Raw genomic sequence first — 26,242 nt, forward strand, 5'->3', positions numbered from 1 at the left:
GGCGCAATTCAGCATTCGCAGCCGGGGAATGGACCATATTGGTCTTAAATTGGGCTTTTCTGGACCTGCGGGGGTAGGTCCAATCAGGGGAGAATAGGCGTCATGAGTCTTCGTCATGCCTTGCTTGCCGGCACCGTCAGCGCACTGGCGCTGGTCGCCGGCTCCGCCGCCGCACAGGACGCAGGGGAACCCACCGTCATTGACGACGTGATCGTCACGGGCATCCGCGCCTCGCTGCAGCAATCGCTGGAGACCAAACGCAACGCGGACGCCATCATCGATGTCGTCACCGCCGAGGACGTGGGCAAATTCCCCAGCTCGAACGTGGCCGAAGCCATTACCATCATTCCGGGCGTCACCATCGACCGCGCCTTCGGTCAGGGTGAGAAGGTCTCGATCCTGGGCACCGACCCGGCGCTGAACCGCACCCTGCTGAACGGCCAGACGGTCGCTTCGGCGGACTGGTTCATCCTGGACCAGCCGGGACGGACCTTTAACTATGCCCTGCTGGCGCCGCAGATCGTCGGCCGGGTCGAGGTGTTCAAGTCGTCGGAAGCTCGCATCGACGAAGGCAGCATCGGCGGCACGGTCGATGTCCTGACCCGCCGTCCGCTGGACTTGAGCCGAGGCCTGACCCTCTCGGGCGCCGCGACCTGGCTGTACAATGACCGGTCGGAAGAATCCGATCCCCAGTATTCGCTGCTGGCCGGCTGGCGGAACGAGGACCGCAACTTCGGTGTCCTGGTCTCTTACCAGCACGCCAAGGACGGCCTGCGCCGTGACGGCCTGGAAGCCTACGGCACCATTCCGGCCAACTACTATGCCGGCGGCAATCCGGAAAACCCGGGCGCCAACTCCATCACCAACGGCAACTGCGCCGGGACCTGCGCCTCAACTCTGCTGGCCAACCCGAATGCACGCGGCCTGAACTCGTTCGGCACCCACTTCTTCGAACAGGACCGCGAACGCGACAGCTATACTGTCGCCCTGCAATGGCGCCCGGTCGAGCAACTGGACCTGAATTTCGACTGGCTGCACGTCGAGGCGACCTACAACAACACCAACCAGTCGCTGTTCGCCTTCCAGGGCAACACCTGGAACAGCCTGGGCGCCCTGACCGACATCCAGATCGAGGACGGCGTCATCAAGTACGCCGCCTTCAAGAATGCGCTGAGCGTGCTGGACGTCCAGTACCGCGAGGCCGCCCTGACGACCGACTCCTATCACCTGGACGGCAAGTGGCAGGGCGAGGGCTGGGATCTGTCCGGCGACATCGGTTACAGCAAGGCGGACGGCGGCACCCAGCGCCAGCTGTTCGGCGAGTTCCTGAACTGGGCCGACTACACCGTTGATTTCCGGGGCGCGCCCGGCTCGCCGGGTGTCCTGACCTATACCAATCCGGCCAACAACGACGTGCTGTCCAACGCCGCAAGGTTCTCGTTCGACGGCGGCTGGGGCGCGGGCGATCCGTCCGTCGGCCCGACGGGCTACAACGCCGGTTGGGGCGGCAACATCGTTTCCAAGCCGACCACGGACAAGGAGACCTACGGCCAGGTCGATTTCGGTCTTGATCGCGACGGCTTCTTCGACCGCCTTCAGTTCGGCTACAAATACCGCAAGCACGAGACCGACCAGCGCATGTCGGGCGTGACGGTCCAGATCTTCGGCGCGCCGGACAGCGCCTCGATGTTCAACCCGAGCCAGGTGCCGGGCAACTATCTAGACGGCTTCGACGGCGTGAACGGCCAGATGACCGGCCGCTTCCGCATCGACGGCGCCGCCCTGGCGGACTACATCCAGTCCGGAGGCTATCTGCGTCCGTGGCAGCCGGCGCCGACGCCGACCGTGTTCGGCAACGCCGAGTTCACGGCCCAGAACTGGAACGTCCAGGAGACAATCCACGCCGTCTACGGCCAGGCGAATTTCGAGAACGACTTCGTGCGCGGCAACATCGGCCTGCGTTACGTCCGGACGGAATCGGACAGCGGCGGCTATATCTGCGTGAACCAGACGGCCACCGGCTGCGGCACGACCGCCGCCGACTGGGCCTGGAACGTGACGACCAAGGAATACGACGACTTCCTGCCCAGCCTGAACCTGGTGTTCAACGCCTCGGACGATCTGCTCATCCGTGCGACGGCGTCCCGGGTCATCGCCCGTCCGAACTACGCCGACATGTCCAACTACTTCTGGCTGTCGGACCAGATCCTGAACGGCGGCGGCGGCAATCCGGACCTGGACCCGTATGAATCGACCAACCTGAACGTGGCGGCGGAATGGTATTTCGCCGAGAACGCCATCCTGTCGGGCGAGGTCTTCATCAAGGACATCTCGAACTACATCCTGCAGCAGACCGCGCCTGAGCAGCACTTCAACCAGGCCCAGAACGCCGTCACCACCTATCAGATCAGCCGTCCGACCAATGCGGGCTCGGCCGAACTGAAGGGGATCTCGCTCGCCTACCAGCAGAACTACGCCTACGGGTTCGGCCTGCTGGCCAACTACACCCTGGTCGACGGGGAGGCGGACAACGGCCAGGACCTGCCGTTCAACTCCAAGCACCAGGTCAATCTCAGCCCCTTCTATGAGAACGGCGCCTTCTCGGCCCGGGTGACCTATACGTGGCGGTCGCGGTACTTCACCGGCCTGGATCGCGGCGACGCCATGTATGTGCGCGACGTCGATACCCTGGACGCGACGGCGGGCTATGCCTTCAACGACCGCGTAAGCCTGACGGTGTCCGGCCAGAACCTGTTGGATAGCGAATACTACGCATACGCCAATACGGTGGACCTGCCGCGCGGCGTCTATCGTACGGGCCGCAAGCTGATGGCGACCCTGTCGGTCGAGTTCTAGGACGGGGTTTCTTTGCGAGGACGGCGTCCGTCGTCCTCGCAAAAGCCTGTCGCCAAGGTCTCCTCCTGAGGCCAGACTGGCGCGGGGCGTCCCACGTCCCGCGCGCCCTTTCTCCAGCTGCGAGACTGCGATGACCCTGTTCGCGCGATCGGCGACGGCGTTCGCCCTGATCTTCACCTTGGCGGCGGCCACGCCTGCGCTGGCGCAGGTGACAGCGGGCTCGATCATCCCTCGGCCACAGTCCGTGACGGCGACGTCCGGCGTGTTCCAGATCAATGCCGGGACCACGATCCTGACGCCGCGCGGCGACGCCGAAGCCGCCCGGGCGGCCGCTCATTTCGCGGAGTTGATGCAACGCACGCGGGGGCTGGGCCTGACGGTGCGTGAAGGCGAAGCCGCGCCGGGCGCCGTCGTCTTCCGCCACGAGGCCGGATCGGCCGCCGACGGCTATCGTCTGGATGTGACCCCGCGGGGCGCGGTCATCACCGCCGGCGACTTCGGCGGACTTCTGTATGGCGCGGTCAGCCTGTGGCAGCTGGCCACCGCCGAAGCGGGGCAGGGGGCCGTGACCATCCCCGCCGTGGCCATTCAGGACGCCCCCCGCTTCGGCTGGCGCGGCGTCATGCTGGATTCCGCCCGTCACTACCAGTCGCCGGAGTTCATCAAGGAATTCATCGACTGGATGGCGTTGCACAAGCTCAACGTCTTCCACTGGCACCTGACCGACGACCAGGCCTGGCGGCTGGAGATCAGACGCTATCCCCGGCTGACCGAGGTCGGCGGCTGGCGCGTCCATGCGGGCGCGGCGGCGCAAAAGGACATCGACCCGGCAACAGGCCGTCCGCGTCTCTACGGCGGCGTCTACACCCAGGATCAGGTGCGCGACATCGTCGCCTATGCGGCGGCCCGCAATATCGTCGTGGTGCCCGAGATCGACGTGCCCGGACACGCCAGCGCGGCGGTCGCCGCCTATCCCGAGCTGGGCGTGACTGACGTACCGGGCGGCGCCGTGCCGGCCGTGCCCGCCGACTGGGGCGTCTATCCGACCCTGTTCAACGTCGAGGAGCCGACCCTGGTCTTCCTCGAGAATGTGATGGACGAGGTCGTCGATCTGTTCCCCGGCGAATACGTCCACATCGGCGGCGACGAGGCGGTCAAGGATCAATGGAAGGCCTCGGCCCGCGTTCAGGAGCGGATGCGCGAACTGGGCCTCACGGACGAGGAGAAGCTGCAGAGCTGGTTCGTCGCCCGTCTGGAAAAGCGACTGAACGACCACGGCCGGCGCATGATCGGCTGGGACGAGATCCTCGAGGGCGGCATCAATCCGAACGCCAGCGTCATGTCCTGGCGCGGCGTCGAGGGCGCCATCGAGGCGGCGCGCCTGGGCCATGACACAGTGATGTCTCCGGCGCCGGTCCTCTATCTCGATAATCGCCAGAGCGCCGATGACGGGGCGCCGGGACGCGGCTTCACCTCGTCCCTGCGCGATGTCTATTCCTTTGATCCGACGCCGGACGAACTGACCCCGGAGCAGGCGCGCCGCGTCATCGGTGTGCAGGCCAATCTGTTCACCGAGCATATGCGCAGCGAGGAGCGGGTCGAATACCAGGCCTTCCCGCGGATATCGGCCCTGGCCGAAATGGCCTGGACCCCGCACGAGCGACTGGACTTCGCCGATTTCCGCGCGCGGCTGGATCCGCAGCTGGCGCGCTATCGCACCCTCGGCATCGACTATGCGACCAGCGGCCTGACCGAGGTCGCCGCGGTCCCGCCCGCCGACGGCCAGCGCCGCTACGACCATCAGATGAAGCTGTGCAGCGCGGCCTTGCCGCTGTCGCTGATCGACGACGCCCCGCTGGAGGGCGAACGCGCGGCCCTGCTGATGGACATCCTCAACCCCTGCTGGATTTACCAGTCGGCGGACCTTAGCCAGGGCATGCGCTTCGAGGCCGCCGTCGGCCAGGTCCCCTTCAACTTCCAGATCGGCGCCGACCGCGACAAGATCCGACTGGGGACCCCGCGCACGCCGGAAGGTGAGCTGGAAGTCCGCATCGACGGCTGCGAGGGCGAACCAGCGCTGATCATTCCTCTGGCCGAGGCCGCCGGGAACGACGGGATCACCACGCTTTCGGGACGCCTGCCTGTCCGCTCGGGCCGGCACGACCTGTGCCTGCGCTTCACACAGAAGGACCTGGATCCGATGTGGGGCGTCGACTGGGTGCGCCTGTCCGATCCGACCAAGCCCGAGGACGACTGATGACGCCCGAACTGATCGTCCACGCGCCGATCGACGGCTGGGTCTGTTCACTGGACGAGGTCCCGGACGCCGCCTTCGCCGCGCGCATGGTCGGCGAGGGACTGGCCATCGATCCGACCGGCCTGACGGTCCGGGCGCCTTTCGACGGCGTGGTCTCGAGCCTGGCCCGCACCGGCCACGCCGTCAGCGTCCGCTCGGATGATGGACCGGAGATCCTGATCCATCTGGGGTTGGAGACGGTCTCTCTGAACGGCGCGGGCTTCACCGCCCATGTCGCGGAGGGCGCGCGCGTGCGCACCGGCGATCTCCTGCTGGCGCTGGACATGGACGTCGTGGCGGGCGGCGCGAAGAGCCTGATCTCGCCGATCCTACTGGCCAATGAAGGCGAGGTCCGCCTGTTGCCCCTGAACCGTCTGGTCGTGGCGGGCGAGCCGATCATGGCGGTGCGTCCGGCCGCGGCCTCCGGCGCGGCGGCGAGCGATGGACAGACGGCGCTGGCCCGAACGGTGCGTGCGCCGCTGCCGCATGGCCTGCACGCCCGCCCGGCCTCGCGCATCGCCGCCGCCGCCAAGGGCTTCGATGCGCGGGTCCGTTTGATCCTGAGCGACCGCAGCGCCGACGCCGCCAGCCTGACGGCCATGATGACGCTGGGCCTCAAGGACGGCGACGACCTGATCCTCAGCGCCAGCGGTCCGCAGGCCGAGGCGGCGCTGGAGGCGATCGCCGCCCTGATCCTGTCTGGTCTGGGCGAGGGGGGCGAGAGCGCGCCCGTCGCCCACGCTGCCGAAGCGCCTGAAGCTCCCGCCGGTCCGGCGGCGGGCGAGGACGGCGAGCTGATCTTCTCGGGCGTCATGGCGGCGCCGGGTCTGGCGATCGGCCGCGCCGTTCGTCTGCGTCAGGCCGAGATCGAGACGCCCGAACAGGGGCGCGGCGTCGCGTTGGAGCAGGCCGCCTTGCAACAGGCCCTGAACGCGGTGCGCGGCCGCATCGAGGCTTCGGTGGCCGGGGGCGGCGCGCATCGTCGCGCCATCCTGGCGGCCCATCTGGCCTTCCTCGATGACCCAGGTTTGATCGCGACGGCGCAGGAGGCCATCGCGGCCGGCTGCGGCGCAGGCTTCGCCTGGCGCAAGGCGACGCAGGGCGGCGTGGCCCTGTTCCGCTCTCTGGGCGATGTCCGCACCGCCGAGCGCGCCGACGACCTGCTGGATCTGGAGCGTCAGGTCCTGATCGAGCTGTCGGGCGAGGCCGCGCCGGCGCCTGTGGTGCTGGGAACCGGATCGGTCATCCTGGCCGACGATCTGTTGCCGTCGCAACTGATCGCGCTGGACGCCGTCAAGGTGGCGGGGCTGTGCACCGCGCGGGGCGGACCGACCTCGCACGTCGCCATCCTGGCCGCGGCCATGGGCGTGCCCGCCCTCGTCGCCGTGGGGCCGGGTCTGGACCAGGTCGAGGACGGGGCTCTGGTGGTGCTGGACGCTGACGGGCGGCGGCTGGTCGCCAGCCCTTCCGCGGCTCGTCAGGCGCGCGCCCAGAGCGGCGCGGCCGCCCGCGACCGCCGCCGCGCCGAGGCTCGCGCCCTGGCCTCCGAAGACTGCCGCACCGCCGACGGCGTCCGCATCGAGGTCTTCGCCAATCTGGGCGCTGTGACCGAGGCCGCGCCCGCCGTGGCCGGGGGCGCCGAAGGTTGCGGCCTGCTGCGCACCGAATTCCTCTTCCTCGAACGCCAGAACGCACCGACGGAAGAGGAGCAGTTGGCCCAGTACCAGGCCATCGCCGACGCCCTGGACGGACGACCGCTGGTCGTCCGCACCCTCGACGCGGGCGGCGACAAGCCCTTGCCCTATCTGCCCATGCCGCAGGAGGACAATCCGGCCCTGGGCCTGCGCGGCGTCCGGGCGGGGCTGCATCGGCCCGATCTGCTGCTGACCCAGCTGCGCGCCATCTGTCGGGTGCGTTCGGCCGGGACGGTGGCCGTCATGCTGCCGATGATCGCCTCGGCGTCCGAGGTGCGCCAGGTTCGCGCCCTGCTGGATATCGCCGCGAGCGAGACCGGCGGTCAGACGCCCCTGCTGGGGGTTATGATCGAGACTCCGGCGGCGGCCATGACCGCCGACCTGCTGGCGCCCCACATCGATTTCGTTTCGATCGGCACCAATGACCTGACCCAGTACGCCCTGGCCATGGATCGCCAGAACGCCCATCTGGCGGCTCAGCTCGACAGCCTGCATCCGGCCGTCCTGCGCCTGATCGCGCAGACCGCTGCGGGGGCCACCGACACGCGCTGGATCGGCGTCTGCGGCGGTCTGGCCTCCGACCTTCTGGCCGCGCCCATTCTGATCGGGCTCGGCGTCACCGAGCTGTCGGCCACGCCGTCGATGGTGGCCGAGATCAAGGCCGTGGTGCGGTCCACGACCCTGGCCGAGTGTCGCGCACTGGCGGCCCAGGCCCTGACGCTGGACAACGCCGAGGCCGTGCGCGCCCTGGCCGATGAGCGTCTGGCGGCCCTGCTCAAATCCCATGTCGTCGGAGCGGTCGCATGAAGATCGGACTGTCCAGCCTGCAGCCGCTCGGCCGGGCCCTGATGCTGCCCATCGCGGTCCTGCCGGTCGCGGGCCTGTTGCTGCGTCTGGGCCAGCCGGACCTCATGGATATCGCCTTCATCTCGGCGGCGGGGCAGGCGATCTTCGCCAACCTCGGCTTGCTGTTCGCCGTCGGCGTGGCGGTGGGCCTGGCCAAGGACAACAACGGCGCCGCGGGCCTGGCGGGCGTGGTCTGTTTCCTGATCTCGGTGGAGGCGTCCAAGGTCCTGCTGAGCGTCCCGCCCGAGGTGGTCGCGGGGCTCAGCGGAGACGCCCTCGATGCGGCGTCAAAAGCCTTCAAGGACCAGGCTCTGTCGCGACTGGGCGTGCCCATCGGCATCGTCGCCGGCCTGATCGCCGGGGCCTGCTACAATCGCTTCTCGACGTTCAAATTGCCCGACTATCTGGGCTTCTTCGCCGGTCGCCGCTTCGTGCCCATCGTGGCGGGGGTCGCCGGTCTGGTCGTGGCCGCCGCCGTGGGACTGACGTTCGCCGGCATTGACCACGCCATCGACGTCTTCAGCCGCGCCGTGGTCGGGTCGGGCGAGATCGGCCTGTTCGTCTACGGCTTCCTGAACCGGCTGCTCATCGTCACCGGCCTGCACCACATCCTGAACAACGTCGCTTGGTTCATCGTCGGCGACTACAACGGCGCGACGGGCGACCTGAACCGCTTCTTCGCCGGCGACCCCAGCGCGGGCGTCTTCATGAGCGGCTTCTTCCCGGTCATGATGTTCGGTCTGCCTGCCGCCTGCCTGGCCATGTACCACGCCGCCCGTCCGGACCGGCGCAAGGAGGTCGGGGGCATGCTGTTTTCCCTGGCCCTGACGGCCTTCCTGACCGGGGTGACGGAGCCAATCGAGTTCACCTTCATGTTCCTGGCGCCGGTCCTATACGCCATCCATGCGGTGCTGACCGGAGTATCGATGGTGGCGATGGACCTGTTGGGATCGCGGCTGGGCTTCACCTTCTCGGCGGGCCTGTTCGACTATGTGCTGAACTACGGTCGCGCGACGCGGCCGTGGATGCTGTTGCCGGTCGGTCTGGTCTACGGGGGCCTCTATTACGGCCTGTTCCGGGGCGCCATTTCGATCTTCAATCTCAAGACGCCGGGGCGGGAGGACGAGCCCGTGGCCGCCGCGCCGATTTCGGATGTGGCGGGCAGCCGGGGCGAGGTGTTCGTCGCGGCGCTGGGCGGGGCGGGCAATCTGACCTCCGTCGCCGCCTGCACAACACGCCTGCGGCTGCATATCCGGTCGCGCGAGGCGGTGGATGAGGCGGCGCTGAAACGGCTGGGTGCGCGGGGCGTCATCGCGCCGGCCCCGGACCAGCTTCAGGTCGTGCTGGGACCGATCGCCGACGCCGTGGCGGACGAGATCAAGGCGGTCGTCGGCGCAGGCGACCTTTTGCCCCAAGGCCCGCGCGCCGTGCCCGCACAAGGGACGGCGGAGCTGGCTCCGGACGTCCTCGCGGCCTTGGGCGGCGCCGGCAATGTCGAGAGCGTCCAGCGCATGGCGGGGCGGCTTTGCGTTCGATTGAACAGGGCCGAGATCGATCCGGCGAAGCTGGCTGTCCTGCTGCCCCGCGGCTTCGTTCGCACTGGCTCGGATACGCTCCAGATCCTGCTCGCTCCCGATTGAGAGCGAGCGGATCAGCGACCGATTAGCGGTCCCACCAGCTGGAAGCCCGCGAGCACTAGGATCAGCACCCCGATCAGCCAGGCGAAGGGCCGAACCGGAAGAACGCGGGAGATGAGGGCGGCCAGGGGCGAGGCGATGACGCCGCCCACAATCAGGCCCGCGACCGAGGTCCCGTACTGCTTCAAACCGTCGACCTCCTCCCAATGTCCCGTGACCAGGGCGACGATGAAGGTGGTCGAAACGGCCGCGGCGACGACGGCCTCGGCGGCGTTGCCCGTGCCCACGGCCTGGCGGGGCGGTTCGCCGACGCTCACCAGGGTGGTCGTCACCGTCGGCCCCCATCCTCCGCCGCCCAGCGCATCCAGAAAGCCGCCCACCACGCCGAGCGGACCGGCGCCCTTGATCGGCGTGTGCCGAAGCCGGATTTCCCGGGTGGCGCGCACCAGGATGATCACCCCCATCAGCGCCAGCCACCCCAGCACCCAGGGCTTGATCAGCGCGCCGTCGACGGAGGTCAGGAAGACGCCGCCGACCACGCCGCCGATGACGCCGCCGACCGCAAGGGGCCAGAACAGCGACCAGCGGACGTTGCCGTGGGCGAGGTGGGACAGGCCGGACGCAGTTCCGGTGAACACCTTGGCCGCGTGGACGCTGGCCGAGGCGACGGCCGGCGGTGTGCCCAGGCTGAGCAGCAGGGTTGAAGAGATGACCCCGAAGGCCATGCCCAGCGCCCCGTCGACGATCTGGGCGGCGAAGCCGACGGCGGCGAACAGCAGGAACTCTTGCATCAGGCGGTCGCCTGAACGGACGTCAGCCAGTCCGGTGTGGGCAGACCGCGCGCCGACAGATACTCCACATTGAACAGCCGGGAGGCGTAACGGATTCCGGGGTCGCACAGCAGGGTCACGATGGTCTTGCCGGGGCCGAGCTCCCGGGCCAGCCGCGCGGCGCCGACCAGGTTGACGCCGCTCGATCCGCCAAGGGACAGGCCTTCTTCCTGAATCAGATCGAAGAGGATCGGCAGGAACTCCGCGTCCTCGACGCGGTAGGCGTGATCCGGCGCGAAGCCTTCAAGGTTCCCGGTGATCCGACCCACCCCGATGCCCTCGGTGATCGAGGAGCCTTCGGCCTTCATCTCGCCGCGGGTGAACCAGCTGTAGAGCGAGGCGCCGGCCGGGTCGGCGAGGGCGGTCTGTATCGCCGGATTACGTTCCTTCAGAAAGCTCCCGATCCCGGCCAGGGTGCCGCCGGATCCGACGACGCTGACGAAGCCGTCGATCCGGCCCTGGGTCTGCTCCCAGACCTCCGGTCCGGTCCCTTCGTAGTGGGACAGGCGGTTGGAGAGATTGTCGAACTGGTTGGCCCAGAAGGCCCCGTTGGGAAGGTCCGCATCGAGCTCGCGCGCCAGGCGGGCGGAGTGATGGACGAAGTGGCTGGGGCTCGAGAAGGGCGCGGCATCCACCTCGACCAGCCGGGCCCCGAGCGCCCGCAGCGCCAGCTTCTTCTCCTCCGACTGGGTGCGGGGCATGACGACCACGACCGGGTGGCCGAGAGCGGCCCCGACCAGGCTCAGGCCGATCCCGGTATTGCCGGCGGTGCCTTCGACGATGGTCCCGCCCGGACGCAGTTCGCCGGACGCCCGGGCGCGCTGAACAATCGACAGGGCGGCGCGGTCCTTGATCGACTGGCCGGGGTTCATGAACTCCGCCTTGCCCAGGATTTCGCACCCCGTCGCATCCGACAGGCGGTTCAGTCGAAGAAGGGGAGTCTGACCGATCAGGTCGATCACGGAACGTCGGAGCGTCAAGGCGATATCTCTGGAAACGGGAGAAGGCGGGAAAGTCAGCCGACCGGAAGCGCGCGGCGGCCTAGATGTATACCGCATTCGGTCTTTGCGGCTCCGGACCAGCGGCCGAGGCGACCGTCCTTGCCGGCCTCGACAGCCTGGGTGCAGGGCCAACAGCCGATCGAGCGGTAGCCATGGGCGCTGAGCGGATGCCTCGGCAGGTTTTCGCCGTCGAGCCAGGCCGCGAGCCGTTCCTCCGACCAGTCGTGCAGCGGATTGACCCGGATGCGGCCCTCGAACAGCTCGAAGGGACGCAGGCCCCGCCGGTCCGGGGTCTGAAACGCTTTGCGGCCGGTGATCAGGGTGTCGACGCCGGCCAGCGCCCGCTCGAGCGGGGCCACCTTGCGCAGGTCGCAGCAGGCGTCGGGATCGGCCCGCCACAGGTCGTCGCGGGGGTCGAGGTCGGCGCGCTGGTCGGCGTCAGGCGTCACCAGCCGCACGTCTGTCAGGCCCAGGTGTTCCGACAGGGCCTTTCGGTAGGCCAGGGTCTGGAGGAAATGCATGCCGGTATCGAGGAAGATCACCGGGGTCGATGGATTGATCCGCGCGACCAGCGACAGCAGCACACCGGCCTCGGCGCCGAACGACGACAGGACCGCGGGCTTCAACCCCAGAGACGGATCCAGCGCCGCCCGAAGAATCTGTTCGGCGCCGCCGCTGCGCGTTGCGCGGTCGAGTGTCCCGACAAGAGCCTCAAGGTCCCGCGGCGCGGGGTTCCGGCGCCGCCAGATCGGGATCGCGCTGTCTTCCACGGGCTGGTAGGTGGCGCTGAATGCAGCGTCCATCCGCTTCCAGGCGTTGATGTCGGCGCCGGCGCCGAGCACCACGCCGTCGAAGCCTGAGCGGCGCAGATGGCGGGCCTGGTCGGGAATGACCCGTCCCTCCGCGATCAGCCGTCCGCGATAGCCGCGCTCGCGCAGGACCGCCGCCAGGGAGAAGCCTCGACCATCGCGAAAGGCGTCGAATTCCAAAACGAGGACCTCGGCGTCCCGCGCCGCGGCCTCGACCTCTTCAAGCGGTGTCGTCACGGGCAGCCGCACGCCCTGGGGAGCTGTATCAAGCCACTGCATCGAGCGTTCCATAGATGGCGTCGCGGAACGGATCGGCGCCCAGGCGGCGAACGGCGTCCAGGAAGGTTTCGCCCTCGCGGCGGACCTCAAGATAGCGGTCCAGCGCCCGCTTGAGCGCCGGCGCGACGTCCTCGGCGGCCAGGCTGCGGCCGACGATTTCGCCCAGGGCGGCCTGTTCGTCCGCCGAGCCGCCAACGGTGATCTGGTAGTACTCCTCGCCCTTGCGATCGACGCCCAGCACGCCGATGTGGCCGACGTGGTGATGGCCGCAGGCGTTGATGCAGCCGCTCATATTGACCCGGACCGGCCCGAGCCGTTCCTGATAGTCGAGATCCGCGAGCTGCTCGGACAGGGCTTGGGCGACCGGGATCGACCGGGCGTTGGCCAGGCTGCAGTAATCCAGGCCGGGGCAGGCGATGATGTCCGTCACCAGATCCGCGTTCGGCGTCGCCAGGCCGGCGTCGGTCAACCGTCGCCAGATCTCCGGCGTGTCGTCCAGGCGGACATGGGGCAGGACCAGGTTCTGCTCATAGGCGGCCCGCACCTCATCGAAGGAGAAACGCTCGGCGAGGTCCGCGACCAGGTCCATCTGGTCGGCCGTGATGTCGCCGGGAACGCCGCCCTGCGGCTTCAGCGAGACGATGAGGGTCGCATAGCCCGGCTGGCGATGGCGCCGGATGTTGTTGCGCGCGAAACGGGCGAAGTCGGGATCGGCCAGGCTCGCCCGGTCGAAGGCCCCGCTGGTCCTCGGCAGGTCCGCGAACGGCGGCGGCGCGAAATAGGCGCGGATGCGGGCGACCTCTTCGTCGGGCACCCGTAGGTCCTCGCGCCGCAGGGTGGCGAAATGCCGGTCGACCTCTTCGCGGAAGGCGTCGATGCCGAGGGAGGCCACCAGGATCTTGATCCGTGCCTTGTGGATGTTGTCGCGGCGGCCCAGCAGGTTCCAGGCGCGGAGAATGGCGGTCAGATAGGCCAGCAGGTCGCGTCTCGGCACCGCCGGCGCGATCTCCTGCGCGATATGCGGAATCCGGCCCTGGCCACCGCCGACAAAGACCCGGAACGCCGCCTGTCCGTCCTCTCCCCGGATCAGCTGCAGGCCGACGTCATGGGTGCGCATGGCGGCTCTGTCCTTCGGAGCCGCGATGACCGCGATCTTGAATTTGCGCGGCAGGAAGGAGAATTCGGGATGGATGGTCGACCACTGGCGCAGGATCTCGCACCAAGGACGGGGATCCTCGATCTCGTCGTCCGCGCAGCCGGCGAAGACGTCGGTGGTCACGTTGCGGATGCAATTGCCCGAAGTCTGGATGGCGTGCATCTCGACCTCGGCGAGTTCCGACAGGATCGCGGGGACGTCACTGAGCGCCGGCCAGTTGTACTGGATGTTGGTGCGGGTCGTGAAATGGCCGTAGCCCTTGTCATAGACGCGCGCGATGTGGGCCAGGCGGCGCAGCTGGCGGCTGTTCATGGTCCCGTAGGGCACCGCGACGCGCAGCATGTAGGCGTGCAGCTGCAGATAGACGCCGTTCATCAGGCGCAGGGGCTTGAACTCGTCCTCGGTCAGGCTTCCCGAGACCCGGCGCGCGACCTGGTCCCGGAACTCCTCGATCCGCTCGCGGACCACGGCGGTGTCGAACTCGTCGTAGCGGTACATCAGAGCCGCTCCAGACTGTGGCCGACGGTGGGGCCCCTTGAGCGGATCAACTCCTTGAACCGGTCACGGCCCGAAGGACGGCCGTCGTCGACTTCGACGAGGTAGGGGTTGACGAAGGTTGCGGGTCTCAGCGCCGCCTGCGACAGGGCGAGCTCGGCGGCCTCGCCGTCGAACCGACCCGCTTGGTCAAGAGCGCCGACAGGCTCTCCCGCTGCGTCGGCGTAGATCACCCGTCCGTCGGAGAGCCGGTTGGCGGTCACGATCTTCATGCCGCGACCTCCTGCGCTGTCGCGCTTGACCGCGCCCAGGCCGCGACTTCGCCGACGATCAGGAGGGCCGGGCTGACGACCTTCTCGCGGGCCACCAGATGGGCGAGGTCGTCGAGCCGGCCTGTCACGACGCGCTGATCGGGGCGGGACCCGTTCTCGATCACGGCGACCGGCGTATCGGGCGACCGGCCGGCGTTGATCAGACCGGCCTGCACCGCCCCCGCGCCGGCGACGCCCATATAGACGGCGAGCGTATGGTTGGGGGCGGCGAGGGCGGTCCAGTCCGGCCCGGCGCCGCCCGCACGGGTCTCTGCGGTCACGAAGCTGACGGCCTGGGCCTGGTCGCGATGGGTCAGCGGAATGCCCGCGGCCGCCGCGCAGCCCAGGGCGGCGGTGATCCCCGGCACGACGATGACCTCGATCCCCGCGGCCCGCACGGCCTCCAGCTCCTCGCCGCCTCGTCCGAACACGAATGGATCGCCGCCTTTCAGGCGCACCACGCGATGCCCGGCCTTCGCCTCGGCGATCATCAGGGCCGCGATCTGCTCCTGCGGAACGGAGTGCTCGCCGCGCCTCTTGCCGACATAGATCCGGCGTGCGTCGCGGCGCGCGCGATCCAGAACAGCCGGCGGCGCCAGGCGGTCGTGGATGACGAGGTCGGCGTCCTGCAACGCGCGCAGCGCCTTGAGCGTCAGCAACTCGGGATCGCCGGGGCCGGCGCCGACCAGATGCACGACCCCCCGCGGTCGTTCGGGCGTGTTCAGCAGGCGGAGCATCTCACGACGCGCCTCCGCCGTCTGTCCGTCGAGAGCCAGGTCCCTGGGCGCGCCGCGGAAGGCGGTCTCCCAGAACCGACGTCGGGCCATGAAGTCGGGCAGGGTGGCCATGACCGTCTCGCGCAGGCCTTCGGCGAGGCGGGCGAGACGATCCAACCCCTGGGGCAGGGCCGCCTCGACACGCGAGCGGACCTCGCGGGCCAGGACCGGAGCCGCGCCGCCGGTGGCGATCCCGACCACCACCCCGTCCCGGTCGATCAGGGCCGGCGTGTGGAAGTCGCTCAATCCGGGCTGATCCACGACATTGACCTGGGCGCCCGCCGCCCGCGCCAGATCGGCGAAGGCCGCCGCCTGTTTCGGGTCGGGGAGGGCGATGAAGACCAGTCTGGCGCCGACCAGATCCGTCGCGTCGGGCCAACAGGCGATCCAGGCGTCGTTAGGCTCAGCAGTCGGCCCCGCGAACCAGCGCAGTCTCGCTCCGGATCCGTCGAACAGTCGCGCCTTGGCGGCGGCGGCGTCGCCCGCGCCAATCAGGACGATCGAGGTTCCCGGCAGGGGAATGGAGGCGAGGAATACGCGCATTGGATCATTTCACGGCGCTCTGACGGCCGAGCTTCCACCCCAGCCCTAGGTCCGGCGATGCTGCGCAACAAACGAGATTGTCTTTGTCGATCTATTAGGTTTTCTATCAGTGATGGCCCGAACCCTGTTACCCCTGAACGCCCTGCGCGTCTTCGAGAGCGCCGCGCGACACCTGAGCTTTTCGCGCGCGGCGGAGGAGCTGGCGGTCACGCCCGGCGCCGTCAGCCAGCAAATCCGCCAACTCGAGGAGATCATTCGCGCCCCGCTGTTCAAGCGCGAGGCCAAGGGGCTGCAGCTGACCGATCTGGGCCGCTCGTCGATGCCTCTGGTGGCCGAAGGGCTGGACCGATTGCGCGACGCCTCGGCCCTCATGCGCGAGCCGCCGCGTCGTCGCCAGGTCTCGATCAGCGTCGCGCCCTCGTTCGCCTCCAAATGGCTGATGCCCCGCATGGACGATTTCCACGCGCTTCATCCCGAGATCGAGGTCTGGGTGTCGGCCGACATGGAGCCGGTCGCCTTCGATCAGGGCCAGGTCGATCTGGCGATCCGCTACGGCCCCGGGGATTATCCGGGCCATGTGGCCGAACGGCTCTTGATCGAGAGCGTCCTTCCGGTCTGCGCGCCATCGCTGATGCAGCGGCCGAATGCGATCCGGACGCCGGCGGACCTGGCTCATCATGTGCTGCTGCACGACATGTCGGGCGACGGGGATCCCGGTCGACCGGACTGGCCGATGTGGCTGATGGCGCGCGGTGTTCGCCACGGCGACGCACGGCGAGGCTCCCGGTTCAACCAGTCCGCCATGCTGATCGAGGCGGCGGTCGCGGGGCGCGGCGTCGCCCTGGCCAAGCGCACCCTGGCCCAGGCGGACCTGGCGGCGGGCCGCCTGATCGCGCCCTTCCACGACGGCGGAGCGGTCGTCGGTTTCGCCTATCACGTCGTGCATCCGAAGGACCGGCCGCTGTCTCCGAGCGCCAAGGCCTTCACCGACTGGCTGAAGAAGCAGGCGGCGTTCCACGACACCGGCCTGGATCAACTCTAGGCGCTGGTCGCAGTTTTTCTGCCCCATGACGGCAGAAGAAGTCGTTCGCGCTTCGGCGATGCGGTCTCCTATGGGCGAGATCCTGCTCGAAGGATCGCCATGACCGAAACCCTCGCCCCCGCTCGTCCCGTCGCCGCGGCCTCCGCCTGGCATGAGCCCCGCATCCTGTGGACCCGCCGCTGGACGGACCGCTTGTTCAGTTTCGCGGTCGAACGGCCCGAGAGCTTCCGGTTCCGCTCCGGAGAGTTCGTCATGCTGGGGCTCCCGGCCGAAGACGGCGCGGGCAAGCCGACGCTCCGGGCCTATTCGATCGCCAGCCCTGGCTGGTCGGACGAGCTGGAGTTCTTCTCCATCCAGGTCCCGGACGGGCCCCTGACTTCAAGGCTCGGACGGCTGGCCGCCGGAGACAGAATCCTGCTGGGTCGAAAGCCCACGGGCACCCTGGTGCTGGACGCCTTGACCCCCGGCCGGCGACTGTTCCTGATCGCCGGCGGGACCGGCCTGGCGCCCTGGTTGAGTGTGCTGCGTGACCCGGAAACCTGGGCGCGGTTCGACCAGGTCGTCGTGACTCACACCGTCCGGCAGGTGCAGGATCTGGCCTATCGGACCTTCCTGACGCGCGATGTTTTCGACGATCCCCTGATCGGCGACCTCGCTCTGGGACGGCTGTTCTACTACCCCACCGTCACGCGCGAACCGTTTGACCGGCCGGGACGGATCACCCGCCGCATCGAGGACGGCGCGCTGTTCTCCGATCTGGCCCTCGGCGGCTTCGACCCCGCGACCGATCGCGCGATGCTGTGCGGATCCACGGCCATGATCCGCGATGTGGCGACCCTGCTGGAGCGGGCGGGTTTCACGGAGGGTTCGAACGCGGCCCCCGGGGACTATGTCCTGGAGCGGGCCTTCGTCGGGTGATGTGTAAGAAAGTCTATTGGCGCCGCCCAGATCAAATCGTTCGACCTGAGCCGCGTGGGTGGAGTTTGGGTAGAGCATCCACGAGGCTTCCATGACTCTTGCCGCACCACTCATCTGTCCCACCGACACGCCGACCGCGCCCTTGGCGCCGATCGGACGGCTGTCGCCTCACCTGCGGCGTCTGGAAGCTGAGGCCATCGAGATCTTCCGAGAGGTCGCCGCCACGGCGCGCAATCCGGTGATGCTGTATTCGATCGGCAAGGACTCCGGCGTGCTGCTGCACCTCGCGGCCAAGGCCTTCTATCCGGCTCCGCCGCCGTTCCCGCTGCTTCACGTCGACACGACCTGGAAGTTCCGCGACATGATCCGGCATCGGGATACGGTCGCCGAGACCTATGGCGTTCGCCTGCTGGTCCACGTCAACCAGGATGGGTTGGAACGCGGCGTCAGCCCCGTCGCCTCGGGCTCGTCGTTGCACACCCAGGTCATGAAGACCGACGCGCTCAAACAGGCGCTGGACCTGCACGGCTTCGACGTGGCCTTCGGCGGCGCCCGACGGGACGAGGAGAAAAGCCGGGCCAAGGAGCGGATCTTCTCGGTGCGCGGCCCCGGCCACACCTGGGATCCGCGCCGTCAGAAACCCGAACTGTGGAAGCTGTGGAACTCGGCCCTTCAGCCCGGCGAATCCCTGCGGGTCTTCCCGCTGTCGAACTGGACCGAGCTCGACGTCTGGGAATACACGCGGATTGAAGCGATCCCGGTCGTGCCCCTCTATTTCTCCGCCCCGCGGCCGGTCGTCGAGCGCGACGGGGCGCTGATCGTGCGCGACGACGAACGCCTGCCGTTGCGGGCCGGCGAGGTCCCGCACCTGCGCCGCGTGCGCTTCCGCTCACTCGGCTGCTACCCGCTCTCGGCCGCCGTCGAGTCGGACGCCGCGGACATCGATGACGTCATCGCGGAACTGCGGTCCAGCCGCGCCTCCGAGCGTCAGGGGCGGTTGATCGATGCCGACGAGACCGCCTCCATGGAGCGCAAGAAGCGCGAGGGGTATTTCTGATGGACGGTGAAGTCGTGCCTCTGTCTGGAACCATCCCCGACCCCGCGACGCGAGATCACCTGCGGTTCCTGACCTGCGGTTCGGTCGATGACGGCAAGTCCACCCTGATCGGCCGCCTGCTGCACGACACCGGCCAGGTCGCGGACGACCAGCTGGCCGCGCTCGCGCGCGACAGCCGCCGCTTCGGCACGGCAGGCGATGCTCTGGATTTCGCCTTGCTTCTAGACGGTCTCGAGGCCGAGCGGGAACAGGGCATCACCATCGACGTGGCGCATCGCTATTTCTCGACGGCCCGCCGCAACTTCATCGTCGCCGACACGCCCGGCCATGAGCAGTACACGCGCAACATGGCGACGGGAGCGTCCGGCTGCGACGCGGCCGTCATTCTGGTCGATGCGACCCGGGGCGTGACGGCCCAGACCGAACGTCACAGCCGCATCGTTTCCCTGTTCGGAATCCGGCACGTCATCCTGGCGGTGAACAAGATCGACCTGGTCGACTACGACCCCGCAGTCTTCGACGCCATCGCCACCGACTACGCCGCCTTCGCGGCGGGGTTGGCCTTCCGGTCCGTGACCGCCGTGCCGATCAGCGCGCGGCAGGGCGACAATGTCGTGCGGCGCTCGCCCGAGCTGTCGTGGTTCGAGGGGGCGACGCTGATCGAGGCGCTTGAAGGCCTGCCGGTCGAGGACAACCGCCGGTCGCGGCCGTTCCGTTTCCTGGTGCAGTACGTCAATCGCCCAGATCACGCGTTCCGAGGCTACGCCGGAACGGTGGCCTCCGGGCGGGTCCGCGCGGGCGACCAGATCGTCGTCAGTCCGTCGGGCAAGACGGCGACCGTCTCGCGCATCGTGACCTGGGAAGGCGACCGGACCTCGGCCGAGGCCGGTGATGCGGTGACGCTGGTGCTGAAGGAGGAGGTGGACGTGGCCCGGGGCGACGTCCTGGCCCTGCCTCATGCGCGGCCGACCTCGGTGGACCGGTTCTCGGCCAGCCTGCTGTGGATGGACGACCGGTCCTTCGCTCCCGACCGCGCCTACAGGATCCGCATCGGAGGCCGAACCTCGCCGGTCAAGGTCGTGCTGGCCGACGCTGAGGCGGGGGACGATGCGGGGCTGAACCTCAACGAGATCGCCACCGCCGAACTGGGTCTGCCTGCGCCGATCGCCTTCGATCCGTTCACGGACGATCCCGCCATGGGCGCCTTTGTCCTGATCGACCGAGAGACCGGCGCCGTCGCTGCGGCCGGGGTGGCCCGGGCCGCGCTGGGCCAGGCCGGACACATCTATCCGACCGCCGAGGCCGTCTCGCGGCGCGACCGGTCTCGCCTGAACGGCCACGAAGGCGGCGCCATCTGGCTGACCGGGCTGCCCGGCTCGGGCAAGTCGACCATCGCCACGGCCCTGGAGCGCAAGCTGCATGGGCGGGGTATACGGACGGTTCTGCTGGATGGCGACAATCTGCGTCACGGCCTGAACCGGGATCTGGGTTTCTCGCCGGAGGATCGGGCCGAGAATGTCCGCCGCGCAGGGGAGGTGGCGCGACTCTTCGCCGAGGGCGGCGTGATCAGTCTGTGCGCCTTCGTCTCGCCCAGCGTCACCGCGCGTCAGGCCGTCCGGGACCGGCTCCCCGCGAACGGTTTCCTCGAAATCTTCGTCGATGCGCCCCTGGACGCCTGCCGCGCACGCGATCCCAAGGGCCTGTACGCCCGCGCCGACGCCGGCGTCATTGTCGATCTGACCGGCGTCGGCTCGTCCTACGAACCGCCGTCCGATCCGGACCTGGTCGTCGATACGCTCGCGGTCATTCCAGAGACGGCCGCCGACAAGATCATCGCGTTGCTCGAAGATCGACGGTGGATTCCAACCGCCTGATCCTGCACCGTCAGTCCTCGCGCGGCAGAACCGTCAGCACCCGTTCGATGAAGGTGTGGAACTCGGCCATGTATTTCCTCAGGAAGGCCTCGGTCGAAGCCACCGTCACCTCGCCATCGTCGGTGATCAGGCCGGGCGTGAACTGGATATAGGCCTCGGGCGCATTCATCTGCGGGGCCTGCAGGAAGCCCAGCACGCTGCGCAGGCTCTGCTGGGCCACCGCCGTGCCGATGGCGCCGGGCGAGGTTCCGATCACCGCCGCGGGCTTTCGGGCGAAGGCGTTCGAGCCATAGGGGCGGCTGGCCCAGTCGATGGCGTTCTTCAGGCCGCCGGGGATGGAGCGATTGTACTCCGGCGTCACGAACAGGATCGCGTCCGAGCGCTTGATGGCGGCCTTGAAGGCGCGCGCCTCCGGCGGATAGTCGGCGTCGTAGTCGTAGCTGTAGATGGCCAGGTCGCGGAACGCGATCTCGTGGAATTCCAGGCTCTCCGGCGCCAGACGGATCAGCGCCCGGGCCAGTTTTCGGTTGATGGACTGGGCGGCGAGGCTGCCGATCAGATAACCGACCTTGTAGGTGGTCATGACTCCATCCTTCCCCTGAACCGTCGTCCGCCCGGTGCGCTCACCGATGTCTCAATGCGCGAGCGCCGGCTTGGGGTGCACGCCTTCCGTGACCGGGCTTCAGGGCTGCAGGCTGGTATGCACCGGCACGCCGTTCTTGATGGCCAGCGTCACCGGAGTGCGTTCGGCCACGTCGGCGAGGCGCGCACGCTGGGCGTCGTCCAGCGGGCCAGCGGGGATCAGAATTCGCTCGATGCGCGGCGGGGTCTCTGCGCCCAGGTATTCCAGATGGACGTCCAGTCCCTCCAGCGGCCAGCCCTTCTTTTCGGCGTACATGGTCAGGGTGATGGCGGTGCAGGCGCCGAGCGCCGAAACCAGCAGGTCGAACGGTGCGGGTCCCGCATCGGCCCCGCCCAGGCGTTCCGGCTCGTCGGCGGTCAGGGCGTGCTTCAACTCGCCGCCCGTCCTGATCGAGGTCAGGTAGTGGGCGGTTCCGATATGGGCGTGGGCGATGGCCATGGGACGGTTCCGATCAGGACATGGGGTTGGCGGGCGCCGCCGGTTCGGGCGGCAGGGGGATGAATTCCTGGTCGTCCATGTCAGGCAGCTTCATCCGTCCGGCGCGCCAGTCGGCCTTGGCCTGTTCGAGGCGGTCCTTAGATGAAGAGACGAAATTCCAGTCGATGAAGCGTTCGCCGACCGGCTCGCCGCCCAACACCATGACGGTCGAGGGCTCCAGTGCGCAGAGAACCGAGGCCACGCCCCTTTCCAGCACCGCCATCTGGCCGTGGCCGAGCGGGCGGCCGTCGTCCACCTCGATCAGGCCGGAGACGACATAGACCGCGCTTTCGGAATGATCGGTCGGGGTCTGGAAACGCGCGCCTGGCTCAAGCTCCAGATGCAGGTAGTGCAGGGGCGAGAAGGTGCTGACACCAGCCTTCATGCCCATGGTCTCGCCCGCCGCCAGTCGGCCCTTGACCCCGTCCTCGCGCCAGGTCGGCAGGTCCGCGGTGGGAACGTGCTGGAACGAGGGATCGACTTCTTCCTGGCCGTTGGGCAGGGCGACCCAGGCCTGGATGCCTTCCAGCAGAGCGCCTTCGCGACGGGCGCGCTCGAAGCGTTCGGAGTGGGTGACGCCGCTGCCGGCCGTCATCCAGTTGACCTCGGCCGGGCGGATGTCCTGCTGGACGCCCAGGCTGTCGCGGTGGGTGATCTCGCCGGAGAACAGATAGGTCAGGGTCGAGATGCCGATGTGGGGGTGGGGGCGCACGTCCACCGTCTTGGGAACGCCGGCGGGCATGTCGACCGGACCCATATGGTCGAAGAAGACGAACGGGCCGACTGCCCGGCGTTTCGCATAGGGTAGGACACGGCCCACCTCGAACCCGCCGAGGTCTTTGCGGCGCTGGTCGATTATCATCTCAATCATCGGAGACCCTTCTCTGTGGGACGGGAAACAAGGTGCGGCCCGGTCCGAAGACCGGGCCTTGGGGGAGGGATCAGGCAGCGGCGGGAATGGCCCCGAAGCGACCGCTGTTGAAGTCGGTGATCGCCTGACGAATTTCATCCTTGCTGTTCATCACGAACGGGCCGTAGCCGACGATGGGTTCGTCGATCGGCTCGCCAGTCAGCACCAGCAGAACGGCGTCCGCGTCGGCCTTTAAGGTGACGCTGTCGCCCTTTCGGTCCAGCAGCAGGGCCTCGGCGGCGCCGGCGGGCTGATCGCCGTTGACCGTGACATGGCCCGACAGGACCACCACGATGGCCGTGTGGCCTTCCGGCAGATCCAGCGTGGTCTCGGCGTCCCGGTTCAGCCGCACGTCCCATACGTTGATGGGGGTGAAGGTGCTGGCCGGGCCCTTGGTCGCGTCCATGGCGCCGGCGATGATCCGGGCCGTGCCGGCATTGTCGGGCAGGGCGACGGTCGGAATGTCGGCGTTGAGGATCGACTGATAGCCGGGCCGCGCCATCTTGTCCTTGGCCGGCAGGTTGACCCACAGCTGCACCATGCGGAAGGGGCCGCCCGTCCGCGCAAAGGCGGGCGAATGGAACTCCTCATGTAGGATGCCGCCGCCCGCCGTCATCCACTGCACGTCGCCGGGACCGATGACGCCGCCCTGGCCGGTGGAGTCGCGGTGCTCGACCTCGCCGTCATAGACGATCGTCACGGTCTCGAAGCCGCGATGGGGATGCTGGCCCACGCCGCGTCGCGCGGTCGTAGGCTCGAAATTGTGCGGACCAGCGTAGTCGAGCAGCAGGAAGGGCGTGACCTGCTTGCCGGCGGCGTCATAGGAGAACAGCGACCGCACAGGGAAGCCGTCGCCGACCCAGTGGCCGCGATCATTGCCGTAACGTCCCAGAACCTTCTTCATGACTTGATCTCCTTGCGGGCGATCGGACCTCGCCGATCGCGCTGAGATCCATATGATCCGGCAACGCTGATCGGGATAGATTGCGAAATCGCGCCGGAGCGTCCTATCAATAGAACGATGCGGGATCTCAACGACCTCTATTATTTCGTCCAGGTGGTGGACCACGGCGGCTTCGCTCCGGCCGCGCGGGCGCTGGGGATGCAGAAGTCCAAGCTGAGCCGGCGCATCGCCGCGCTGGAGGATCAGTTGGGCGCCCGGTTGATCCACCGCTCGTCACGCAAATTCTCGGTCACCGAGATCGGTCAGGCCTATTACCAGCACTGCCTGGCCATGCTGGTCGAGGCCGAGGCGGCCCAGGCGGTGATCGACAGCGTCACCGCCCAGCCGCGCGGGGTGGTCCGCGTGGCCTGCGTACCCGGGCTGCTGACCTATCAGATGGGCGCGCTGATCGCCGAGTTCATGGCCCTCTATCCCGAGGTCGAGGTGCATCTGCACAGCACCAGCCGCCGGGTCGACGTCATCGGCGAGGGCTTCGACCTGGCCATCCGCGTGCGCGAGCCGCCGCTGGAGCAGACCGACCTGGTCATGCGCAAGCTGGATGAGAGCGTGCACCGTCTGGTCGCCTCGCCTGAGTTGATGGCGCGGTTCACGACGCCGTCCGGTCCGGCGGATCTGGCGGATTGGCCCAGCCTGGACTTCGGTCCGGCGAACCGCGACCACGTGTGGGCCCTGAATCACAAGGATGGGATGACGGCCTCGGTCCGCCATGCGCCGCGTCTGGTGACGGACGACCTGCATATGCTGCACGAGGGCGCCCTGCACGGGGTGGGCGTGGTCCTGCTGCCGACCGTGACCGTGAGCCGGGACCTGGAGGAAGGGCGGTTGATCGATCTCTTCCCCGATTGGCGGCCCAAGCCCTGGATAGCGCATGCGGTCTTCCCGTCGCGGCGGGGACTGTTGCCGTCGGTGCGCCTGCTGCTGGACTTCCTGGTCGAGGGATGCGCGGCGCAGCGGGTCCACGACGACGTCCGTATTTAGCGCCGCCACACCTCGCGGCCTTCCTTGTAGGTGGTCTGCACCCTGATCTGGGCCAGCTTGTCGGGATCAACGGTCATGGGATTGTCGCCCAGCAGGGTCAGGTCGGCCAGCTTGCCGACGGCGAGCGACCCCTTCCTGTCGTCCTCATAGTGCTGCCAGGCCGCCCACAGGGTCATGGCCTTCAGGGCGATGTCGACCGGCACGCATTCGTCAGGGCCGAGGATGTCGCCCGAGCGGGTGCGGCGGGTGACGGTGGCGGACAGCACGCGCATCGAGTCGGGATTGGCCACGGGCGCGTCGTGGTGGGTGGTGAAGCGCATCCCGCGGCGCACCGCCGAATGGCAGGGCGAGATGGTCTCGGCCCGGCGCGGTCCCAGCACCGAGTCCCTATGGTAGTCGCCCCAGTAGAAGGTGTGCATGGGGAAGAGGGACGGGACGATGCCCAGCGCCTTCAGCTCATCCAGTTGATCCATCCGCGTGGTCTGGCCGTGGATCAGGACCGGGCGGCGGTCCTTGGCGCCGTGCCTGTTTGTCGCCTCACGCACCGCGCCGATCAGCAGGTCGATGGCGGCGTCGCCGTTGGCGTGGACCTCGATCTGCCAGTCGTTCCTGAAGGCCAGGTCGATGGCGTCCAGCGCCTGTTGCTCGGTCACGGCGGGATAGCCGCGATAGGAGGCGGGCTTGCCCTCGGGCGGGATGTAGTAGGGCTGGGACAACCAGGCCGTCTTGCCCTGAGGGGAGCCGTCGAGCGTCAGCTTGACCCCGCCGATGCGGTACTTGCCGACATAGGTCTTGCGATACAGCGGCGTCGCCATGACGTCGGTCGAGGTCAGGATGTCAGGGAAGGACAGGATGTCGATGGGCAGTTCGCCGCGCTCGGCCAGCATGGCGATCATGCGGCAGGTGTCGGTCGAGGAGCGTCCGTCCTGGGCTGTGGTGTAGCCGAAGCTGGAATAGAAGCGCGCGCCCTCGCGGATCATCTCGAGGTTGGCCTGAAGGTCCAGACGGGTGAACAGGGCGCCCATGACGGCGAACAGGGCGGTTTCCTCCATGACCCCGTTGGGCTGCTGCGAACCCTCTTCCCGGCGGAAGGCGCCGCCGTCGGGATCGGACGTCGAGGCGGTCACGCCCGCCGCCGACAGCGCAGCACTGTTGGCCACGCCCAGGTGACCGGACTGGTGCATGAACAGGATCGGCACGCTGTCGGAAATGGCGTCCAGCTCTCTGCCGGTCGGATGGCGACGCTCCTTCAACTGGGAATCGTCGTAGCCGAAGCCGATGACCAGCTGGGTGTCGCGGACGAGCTGTTCGTGGGCGTTCATCCAGTCGCGGGTGATGCGCTGGAGGGCGGGGATGTCGTCGCCCTGACCGTCGGGTGCGGGCAGCAGATTGGCGTAGCGCGCCTGCAGACCGACCATGGAGACATGGCCGTGCGGATCGAAGAAGCCGGGCAGCAGGGTGCGGCCGTCCAGATCCACCGTCCGGGCGCCTCGGCCCACCGCCGCATGCGCCGCGTCCAACGAGCCTACGGCGACAATGACGCCGTTGCGCACGGCCACCGCCTCGGCGGTCGGCGCGGCGTCCTCCATCGTCAGGATCGGCCCGCCGGTGAAGATCATGTCCGACGAGGACCGCGTGGTCCGAGCCACGGCGGCGCTGGGCCCCAACAATGCGGACCCCGCCAGGGCGCCCGCTCCGGCGAGCAGGCTGCGGCGGCTGGACGGGGGAAGGATCAGGGTCATGGACGCCTCGTTCCGCTCAGTCATTGGCGATCAGATTGATGTAGCCGCCGGTCCAGACAGGCGCGGCTTCCCCCCAGGTTGGTCCTGAAAACTGACGTGTTCTCCGAA

Annotated in this window: 20 protein-coding genes; 9 read left to right on the top strand and 11 right to left on the bottom strand. The window is 68.4% G+C overall.

The genetic code is table 11. The features are described from left to right. Window positions 1–102: 102 nt before the first annotated feature. The 4 genes from AC1RRF_RS05055 (at window position 103) to nagE (ending at window position 9,332) form a co-directional block, all read left to right on the top strand. Window positions 103–2,856 carry a TonB-dependent receptor gene (locus AC1RRF_RS05055; RefSeq protein WP_492833369.1) on the top strand — a complete coding sequence of 918 codons (2,754 nt, stop codon included), beginning with the start codon at window positions 103–105 and terminating at the stop codon, window positions 2,854–2,856. A 130-nt stretch (window positions 2,857–2,986) separates the two neighbouring features. Further along, window positions 2,987–5,113, top strand: a complete 2,127-nt coding sequence (locus tag AC1RRF_RS05060) for a family 20 glycosylhydrolase (RefSeq protein WP_492833370.1) — start codon at window positions 2,987–2,989, stop codon at window positions 5,111–5,113. Then, the gene (ptsP, locus tag AC1RRF_RS05065; RefSeq protein ID WP_492833371.1) at window positions 5,113–7,653 is read left to right on the top strand and encodes a phosphoenolpyruvate--protein phosphotransferase; all 2,541 of its coding nucleotides are present in this window, start codon (window positions 5,113–5,115) and stop codon (window positions 7,651–7,653) included. Before AC1RRF_RS05060 ends, ptsP begins: the two co-directional genes overlap by 1 nt. Continuing rightward, window positions 7,650–9,332, top strand: coding sequence for an N-acetylglucosamine-specific PTS transporter subunit IIBC (nagE, locus tag AC1RRF_RS05070; protein WP_492833372.1), 1,683 nt, complete (start codon window positions 7,650–7,652; stop codon window positions 9,330–9,332). Before ptsP ends, nagE begins: the two co-directional genes overlap by 4 nt. Window positions 9,333–9,343: 11 nt before the next feature. On the opposite strand, the gene AC1RRF_RS05075 is transcribed toward nagE, so the two are convergent. The 6 genes from AC1RRF_RS05075 to cysG are packed head-to-tail and all read right to left on the bottom strand — an operon-like array spanning window position 9,344 to window position 15,529. Further along, on the bottom strand, window positions 9,344–10,120 hold the full coding sequence (locus AC1RRF_RS05075; RefSeq protein WP_492833373.1) for a sulfite exporter TauE/SafE family protein: 777 nt from the start codon (window positions 10,118–10,120) through the stop codon (window positions 9,344–9,346). Further along, a complete protein-coding gene (locus AC1RRF_RS05080; RefSeq protein ID WP_492833374.1) occupies window positions 10,120–11,139 on the bottom strand; it encodes a cysteine synthase A in 1,020 nt (339 codons plus the stop codon). Before AC1RRF_RS05080 ends, AC1RRF_RS05075 begins: the two co-directional genes overlap by 1 nt. A gap of 35 nt (window positions 11,140–11,174) precedes the next feature. Then, on the bottom strand, window positions 11,175–12,248 hold the full coding sequence (locus AC1RRF_RS05085) for a phosphoadenylyl-sulfate reductase (protein WP_492833375.1): 1,074 nt from the start codon (window positions 12,246–12,248) through the stop codon (window positions 11,175–11,177). Beyond that, complete coding sequence (locus AC1RRF_RS05090; RefSeq protein WP_492833376.1) at window positions 12,235–13,902, bottom strand: nitrite/sulfite reductase; 1,668 nt, start codon at window positions 13,900–13,902, stop codon at window positions 12,235–12,237. Before AC1RRF_RS05090 ends, AC1RRF_RS05085 begins: the two co-directional genes overlap by 14 nt. Continuing rightward, entirely contained in the window at window positions 13,902–14,171 is a 270-nt protein-coding gene (locus tag AC1RRF_RS05095) for a DUF2849 domain-containing protein (protein WP_492833377.1), read from the bottom strand. The genes AC1RRF_RS05090 and AC1RRF_RS05095 overlap by 1 nt, the downstream gene beginning before the upstream one ends. Next, window positions 14,168–15,529: a siroheme synthase CysG gene (gene cysG / locus AC1RRF_RS05100; protein WP_492833378.1), complete on the bottom strand. Its 1,362-nt coding sequence runs from the start codon at window positions 15,527–15,529 to the stop codon at window positions 14,168–14,170. Before cysG ends, AC1RRF_RS05095 begins: the two co-directional genes overlap by 4 nt. Before the next feature lie 112 nt (window positions 15,530–15,641). On the opposite strand from cysG, the gene gcvA reads away from it, so the two are divergent. The 4 genes from gcvA (at window position 15,642) to cysC (ending at window position 20,420) form a co-directional block, all read left to right on the top strand. Beyond that, on the top strand, window positions 15,642–16,571 hold the full coding sequence (gene gcvA, locus AC1RRF_RS05105; protein WP_492833379.1) for a transcriptional regulator GcvA: 930 nt from the start codon (window positions 15,642–15,644) through the stop codon (window positions 16,569–16,571). Between the two features lie 99 nt (window positions 16,572–16,670). Next, on the top strand, window positions 16,671–17,489 hold the full coding sequence (locus AC1RRF_RS05110; RefSeq protein WP_492833380.1) for a ferredoxin--NADP reductase: 819 nt from the start codon (window positions 16,671–16,673) through the stop codon (window positions 17,487–17,489). 91 nt (window positions 17,490–17,580) lie between these two features. After that, entirely contained in the window at window positions 17,581–18,546 is a 966-nt protein-coding gene (gene cysD, locus AC1RRF_RS05115; RefSeq protein WP_492833381.1) for a sulfate adenylyltransferase subunit CysD, read from the top strand. Further along, the gene (gene cysC / locus AC1RRF_RS05120) at window positions 18,546–20,420 is read left to right on the top strand and encodes an adenylyl-sulfate kinase (RefSeq protein ID WP_492833382.1); all 1,875 of its coding nucleotides are present in this window, start codon (window positions 18,546–18,548) and stop codon (window positions 20,418–20,420) included. Before cysD ends, cysC begins: the two co-directional genes overlap by 1 nt. A gap of 10 nt (window positions 20,421–20,430) precedes the next feature. Here the strand turns inward: cysC and AC1RRF_RS05125 are convergent, their stop codons facing one another. The 4 genes from AC1RRF_RS05125 to AC1RRF_RS05140 form a co-directional block, all read right to left on the bottom strand. Further along, complete coding sequence (locus tag AC1RRF_RS05125; RefSeq protein WP_492833383.1) at window positions 20,431–21,003, bottom strand: NADPH-dependent FMN reductase; 573 nt, start codon at window positions 21,001–21,003, stop codon at window positions 20,431–20,433. Between the two features lie 99 nt (window positions 21,004–21,102). After that, entirely contained in the window at window positions 21,103–21,501 is a 399-nt protein-coding gene (locus tag AC1RRF_RS05130) for an OsmC family protein (RefSeq protein WP_492833384.1), read from the bottom strand. A 13-nt stretch (window positions 21,502–21,514) separates the two neighbouring features. Further along, the gene (locus tag AC1RRF_RS05135; protein WP_492833385.1) at window positions 21,515–22,411 is read right to left on the bottom strand and encodes a pirin family protein; all 897 of its coding nucleotides are present in this window, start codon (window positions 22,409–22,411) and stop codon (window positions 21,515–21,517) included. Window positions 22,412–22,481: 70 nt separating this feature from the next. Beyond that, window positions 22,482–23,354 (bottom strand): pirin family protein, encoded by an 873-nt coding sequence (locus AC1RRF_RS05140; protein ID WP_492833386.1) that lies wholly within the window; start codon window positions 23,352–23,354, stop codon window positions 22,482–22,484. A gap of 117 nt (window positions 23,355–23,471) precedes the next feature. On the opposite strand from AC1RRF_RS05140, the gene AC1RRF_RS05145 reads away from it, so the two are divergent. Then, window positions 23,472–24,392: a LysR substrate-binding domain-containing protein gene (locus AC1RRF_RS05145; protein ID WP_492833387.1), complete on the top strand. Its 921-nt coding sequence runs from the start codon at window positions 23,472–23,474 to the stop codon at window positions 24,390–24,392. Here the strand turns inward: AC1RRF_RS05145 and AC1RRF_RS05150 are convergent. Further along, window positions 24,389–26,134 carry an amidohydrolase gene (locus tag AC1RRF_RS05150; RefSeq protein ID WP_492833388.1) on the bottom strand — a complete coding sequence of 582 codons (1,746 nt, stop codon included), beginning with the start codon at window positions 26,132–26,134 and terminating at the stop codon, window positions 24,389–24,391. The genes AC1RRF_RS05145 and AC1RRF_RS05150 overlap by 4 nt on opposite strands. Window positions 26,135–26,242: the final 108 nt, after the last annotated feature.

The organism is Brevundimonas sp. GW821-FHT12C05, from assembly GCF_058807475.1.

Excerpts from the sequence above, each read along its gene's own strand:
- AC1RRF_RS05055 (WP_492833369.1), top strand. The coding sequence starts at position 103 with ATGAGTCTTCGTCATGCCTTGCTTGCCGGCACCGTCAGCGCACTGGCG.
- AC1RRF_RS05060 (WP_492833370.1), top strand. The coding sequence starts at position 2,987 with ATGACCCTGTTCGCGCGATCGGCGACGGCGTTCGCCCTGATCTTCACC.
- ptsP (WP_492833371.1), top strand. The coding sequence starts at position 5,113 with ATGACGCCCGAACTGATCGTCCACGCGCCGATCGACGGCTGGGTCTGT.
- nagE (WP_492833372.1), top strand. The coding sequence starts at position 7,650 with ATGAAGATCGGACTGTCCAGCCTGCAGCCGCTCGGCCGGGCCCTGATG.
- AC1RRF_RS05075 (WP_492833373.1), bottom strand. The coding sequence starts at position 10,120 with ATGCAAGAGTTCCTGCTGTTCGCCGCCGTCGGCTTCGCCGCCCAGATC.
- AC1RRF_RS05085 (WP_492833375.1), bottom strand. The coding sequence starts at position 12,248 with ATGCAGTGGCTTGATACAGCTCCCCAGGGCGTGCGGCTGCCCGTGACG.
- AC1RRF_RS05090 (WP_492833376.1), bottom strand. The coding sequence starts at position 13,902 with ATGTACCGCTACGACGAGTTCGACACCGCCGTGGTCCGCGAGCGGATC.
- AC1RRF_RS05095 (WP_492833377.1), bottom strand. The coding sequence starts at position 14,171 with ATGAAGATCGTGACCGCCAACCGGCTCTCCGACGGACGGGTGATCTAC.
- cysG (WP_492833378.1), bottom strand. The coding sequence starts at position 15,529 with ATGCGCGTATTCCTCGCCTCCATTCCCCTGCCGGGAACCTCGATCGTC.
- gcvA (WP_492833379.1), top strand. The coding sequence starts at position 15,642 with ATGGCCCGAACCCTGTTACCCCTGAACGCCCTGCGCGTCTTCGAGAGC.
- AC1RRF_RS05110 (WP_492833380.1), top strand. The coding sequence starts at position 16,671 with ATGACCGAAACCCTCGCCCCCGCTCGTCCCGTCGCCGCGGCCTCCGCC.
- cysD (WP_492833381.1), top strand. The coding sequence starts at position 17,581 with ATGACTCTTGCCGCACCACTCATCTGTCCCACCGACACGCCGACCGCG.
- cysC (WP_492833382.1), top strand. The coding sequence starts at position 18,546 with ATGGACGGTGAAGTCGTGCCTCTGTCTGGAACCATCCCCGACCCCGCG.
- AC1RRF_RS05125 (WP_492833383.1), bottom strand. The coding sequence starts at position 21,003 with ATGACCACCTACAAGGTCGGTTATCTGATCGGCAGCCTCGCCGCCCAG.
- AC1RRF_RS05130 (WP_492833384.1), bottom strand. The coding sequence starts at position 21,501 with ATGGCCATCGCCCACGCCCATATCGGAACCGCCCACTACCTGACCTCG.
- AC1RRF_RS05135 (WP_492833385.1), bottom strand. The coding sequence starts at position 22,411 with ATGATTGAGATGATAATCGACCAGCGCCGCAAAGACCTCGGCGGGTTC.
- AC1RRF_RS05140 (WP_492833386.1), bottom strand. The coding sequence starts at position 23,354 with ATGAAGAAGGTTCTGGGACGTTACGGCAATGATCGCGGCCACTGGGTC.
- AC1RRF_RS05145 (WP_492833387.1), top strand. The coding sequence starts at position 23,472 with ATGCGGGATCTCAACGACCTCTATTATTTCGTCCAGGTGGTGGACCAC.
- AC1RRF_RS05150 (WP_492833388.1), bottom strand. The coding sequence starts at position 26,134 with ATGACCCTGATCCTTCCCCCGTCCAGCCGCCGCAGCCTGCTCGCCGGA.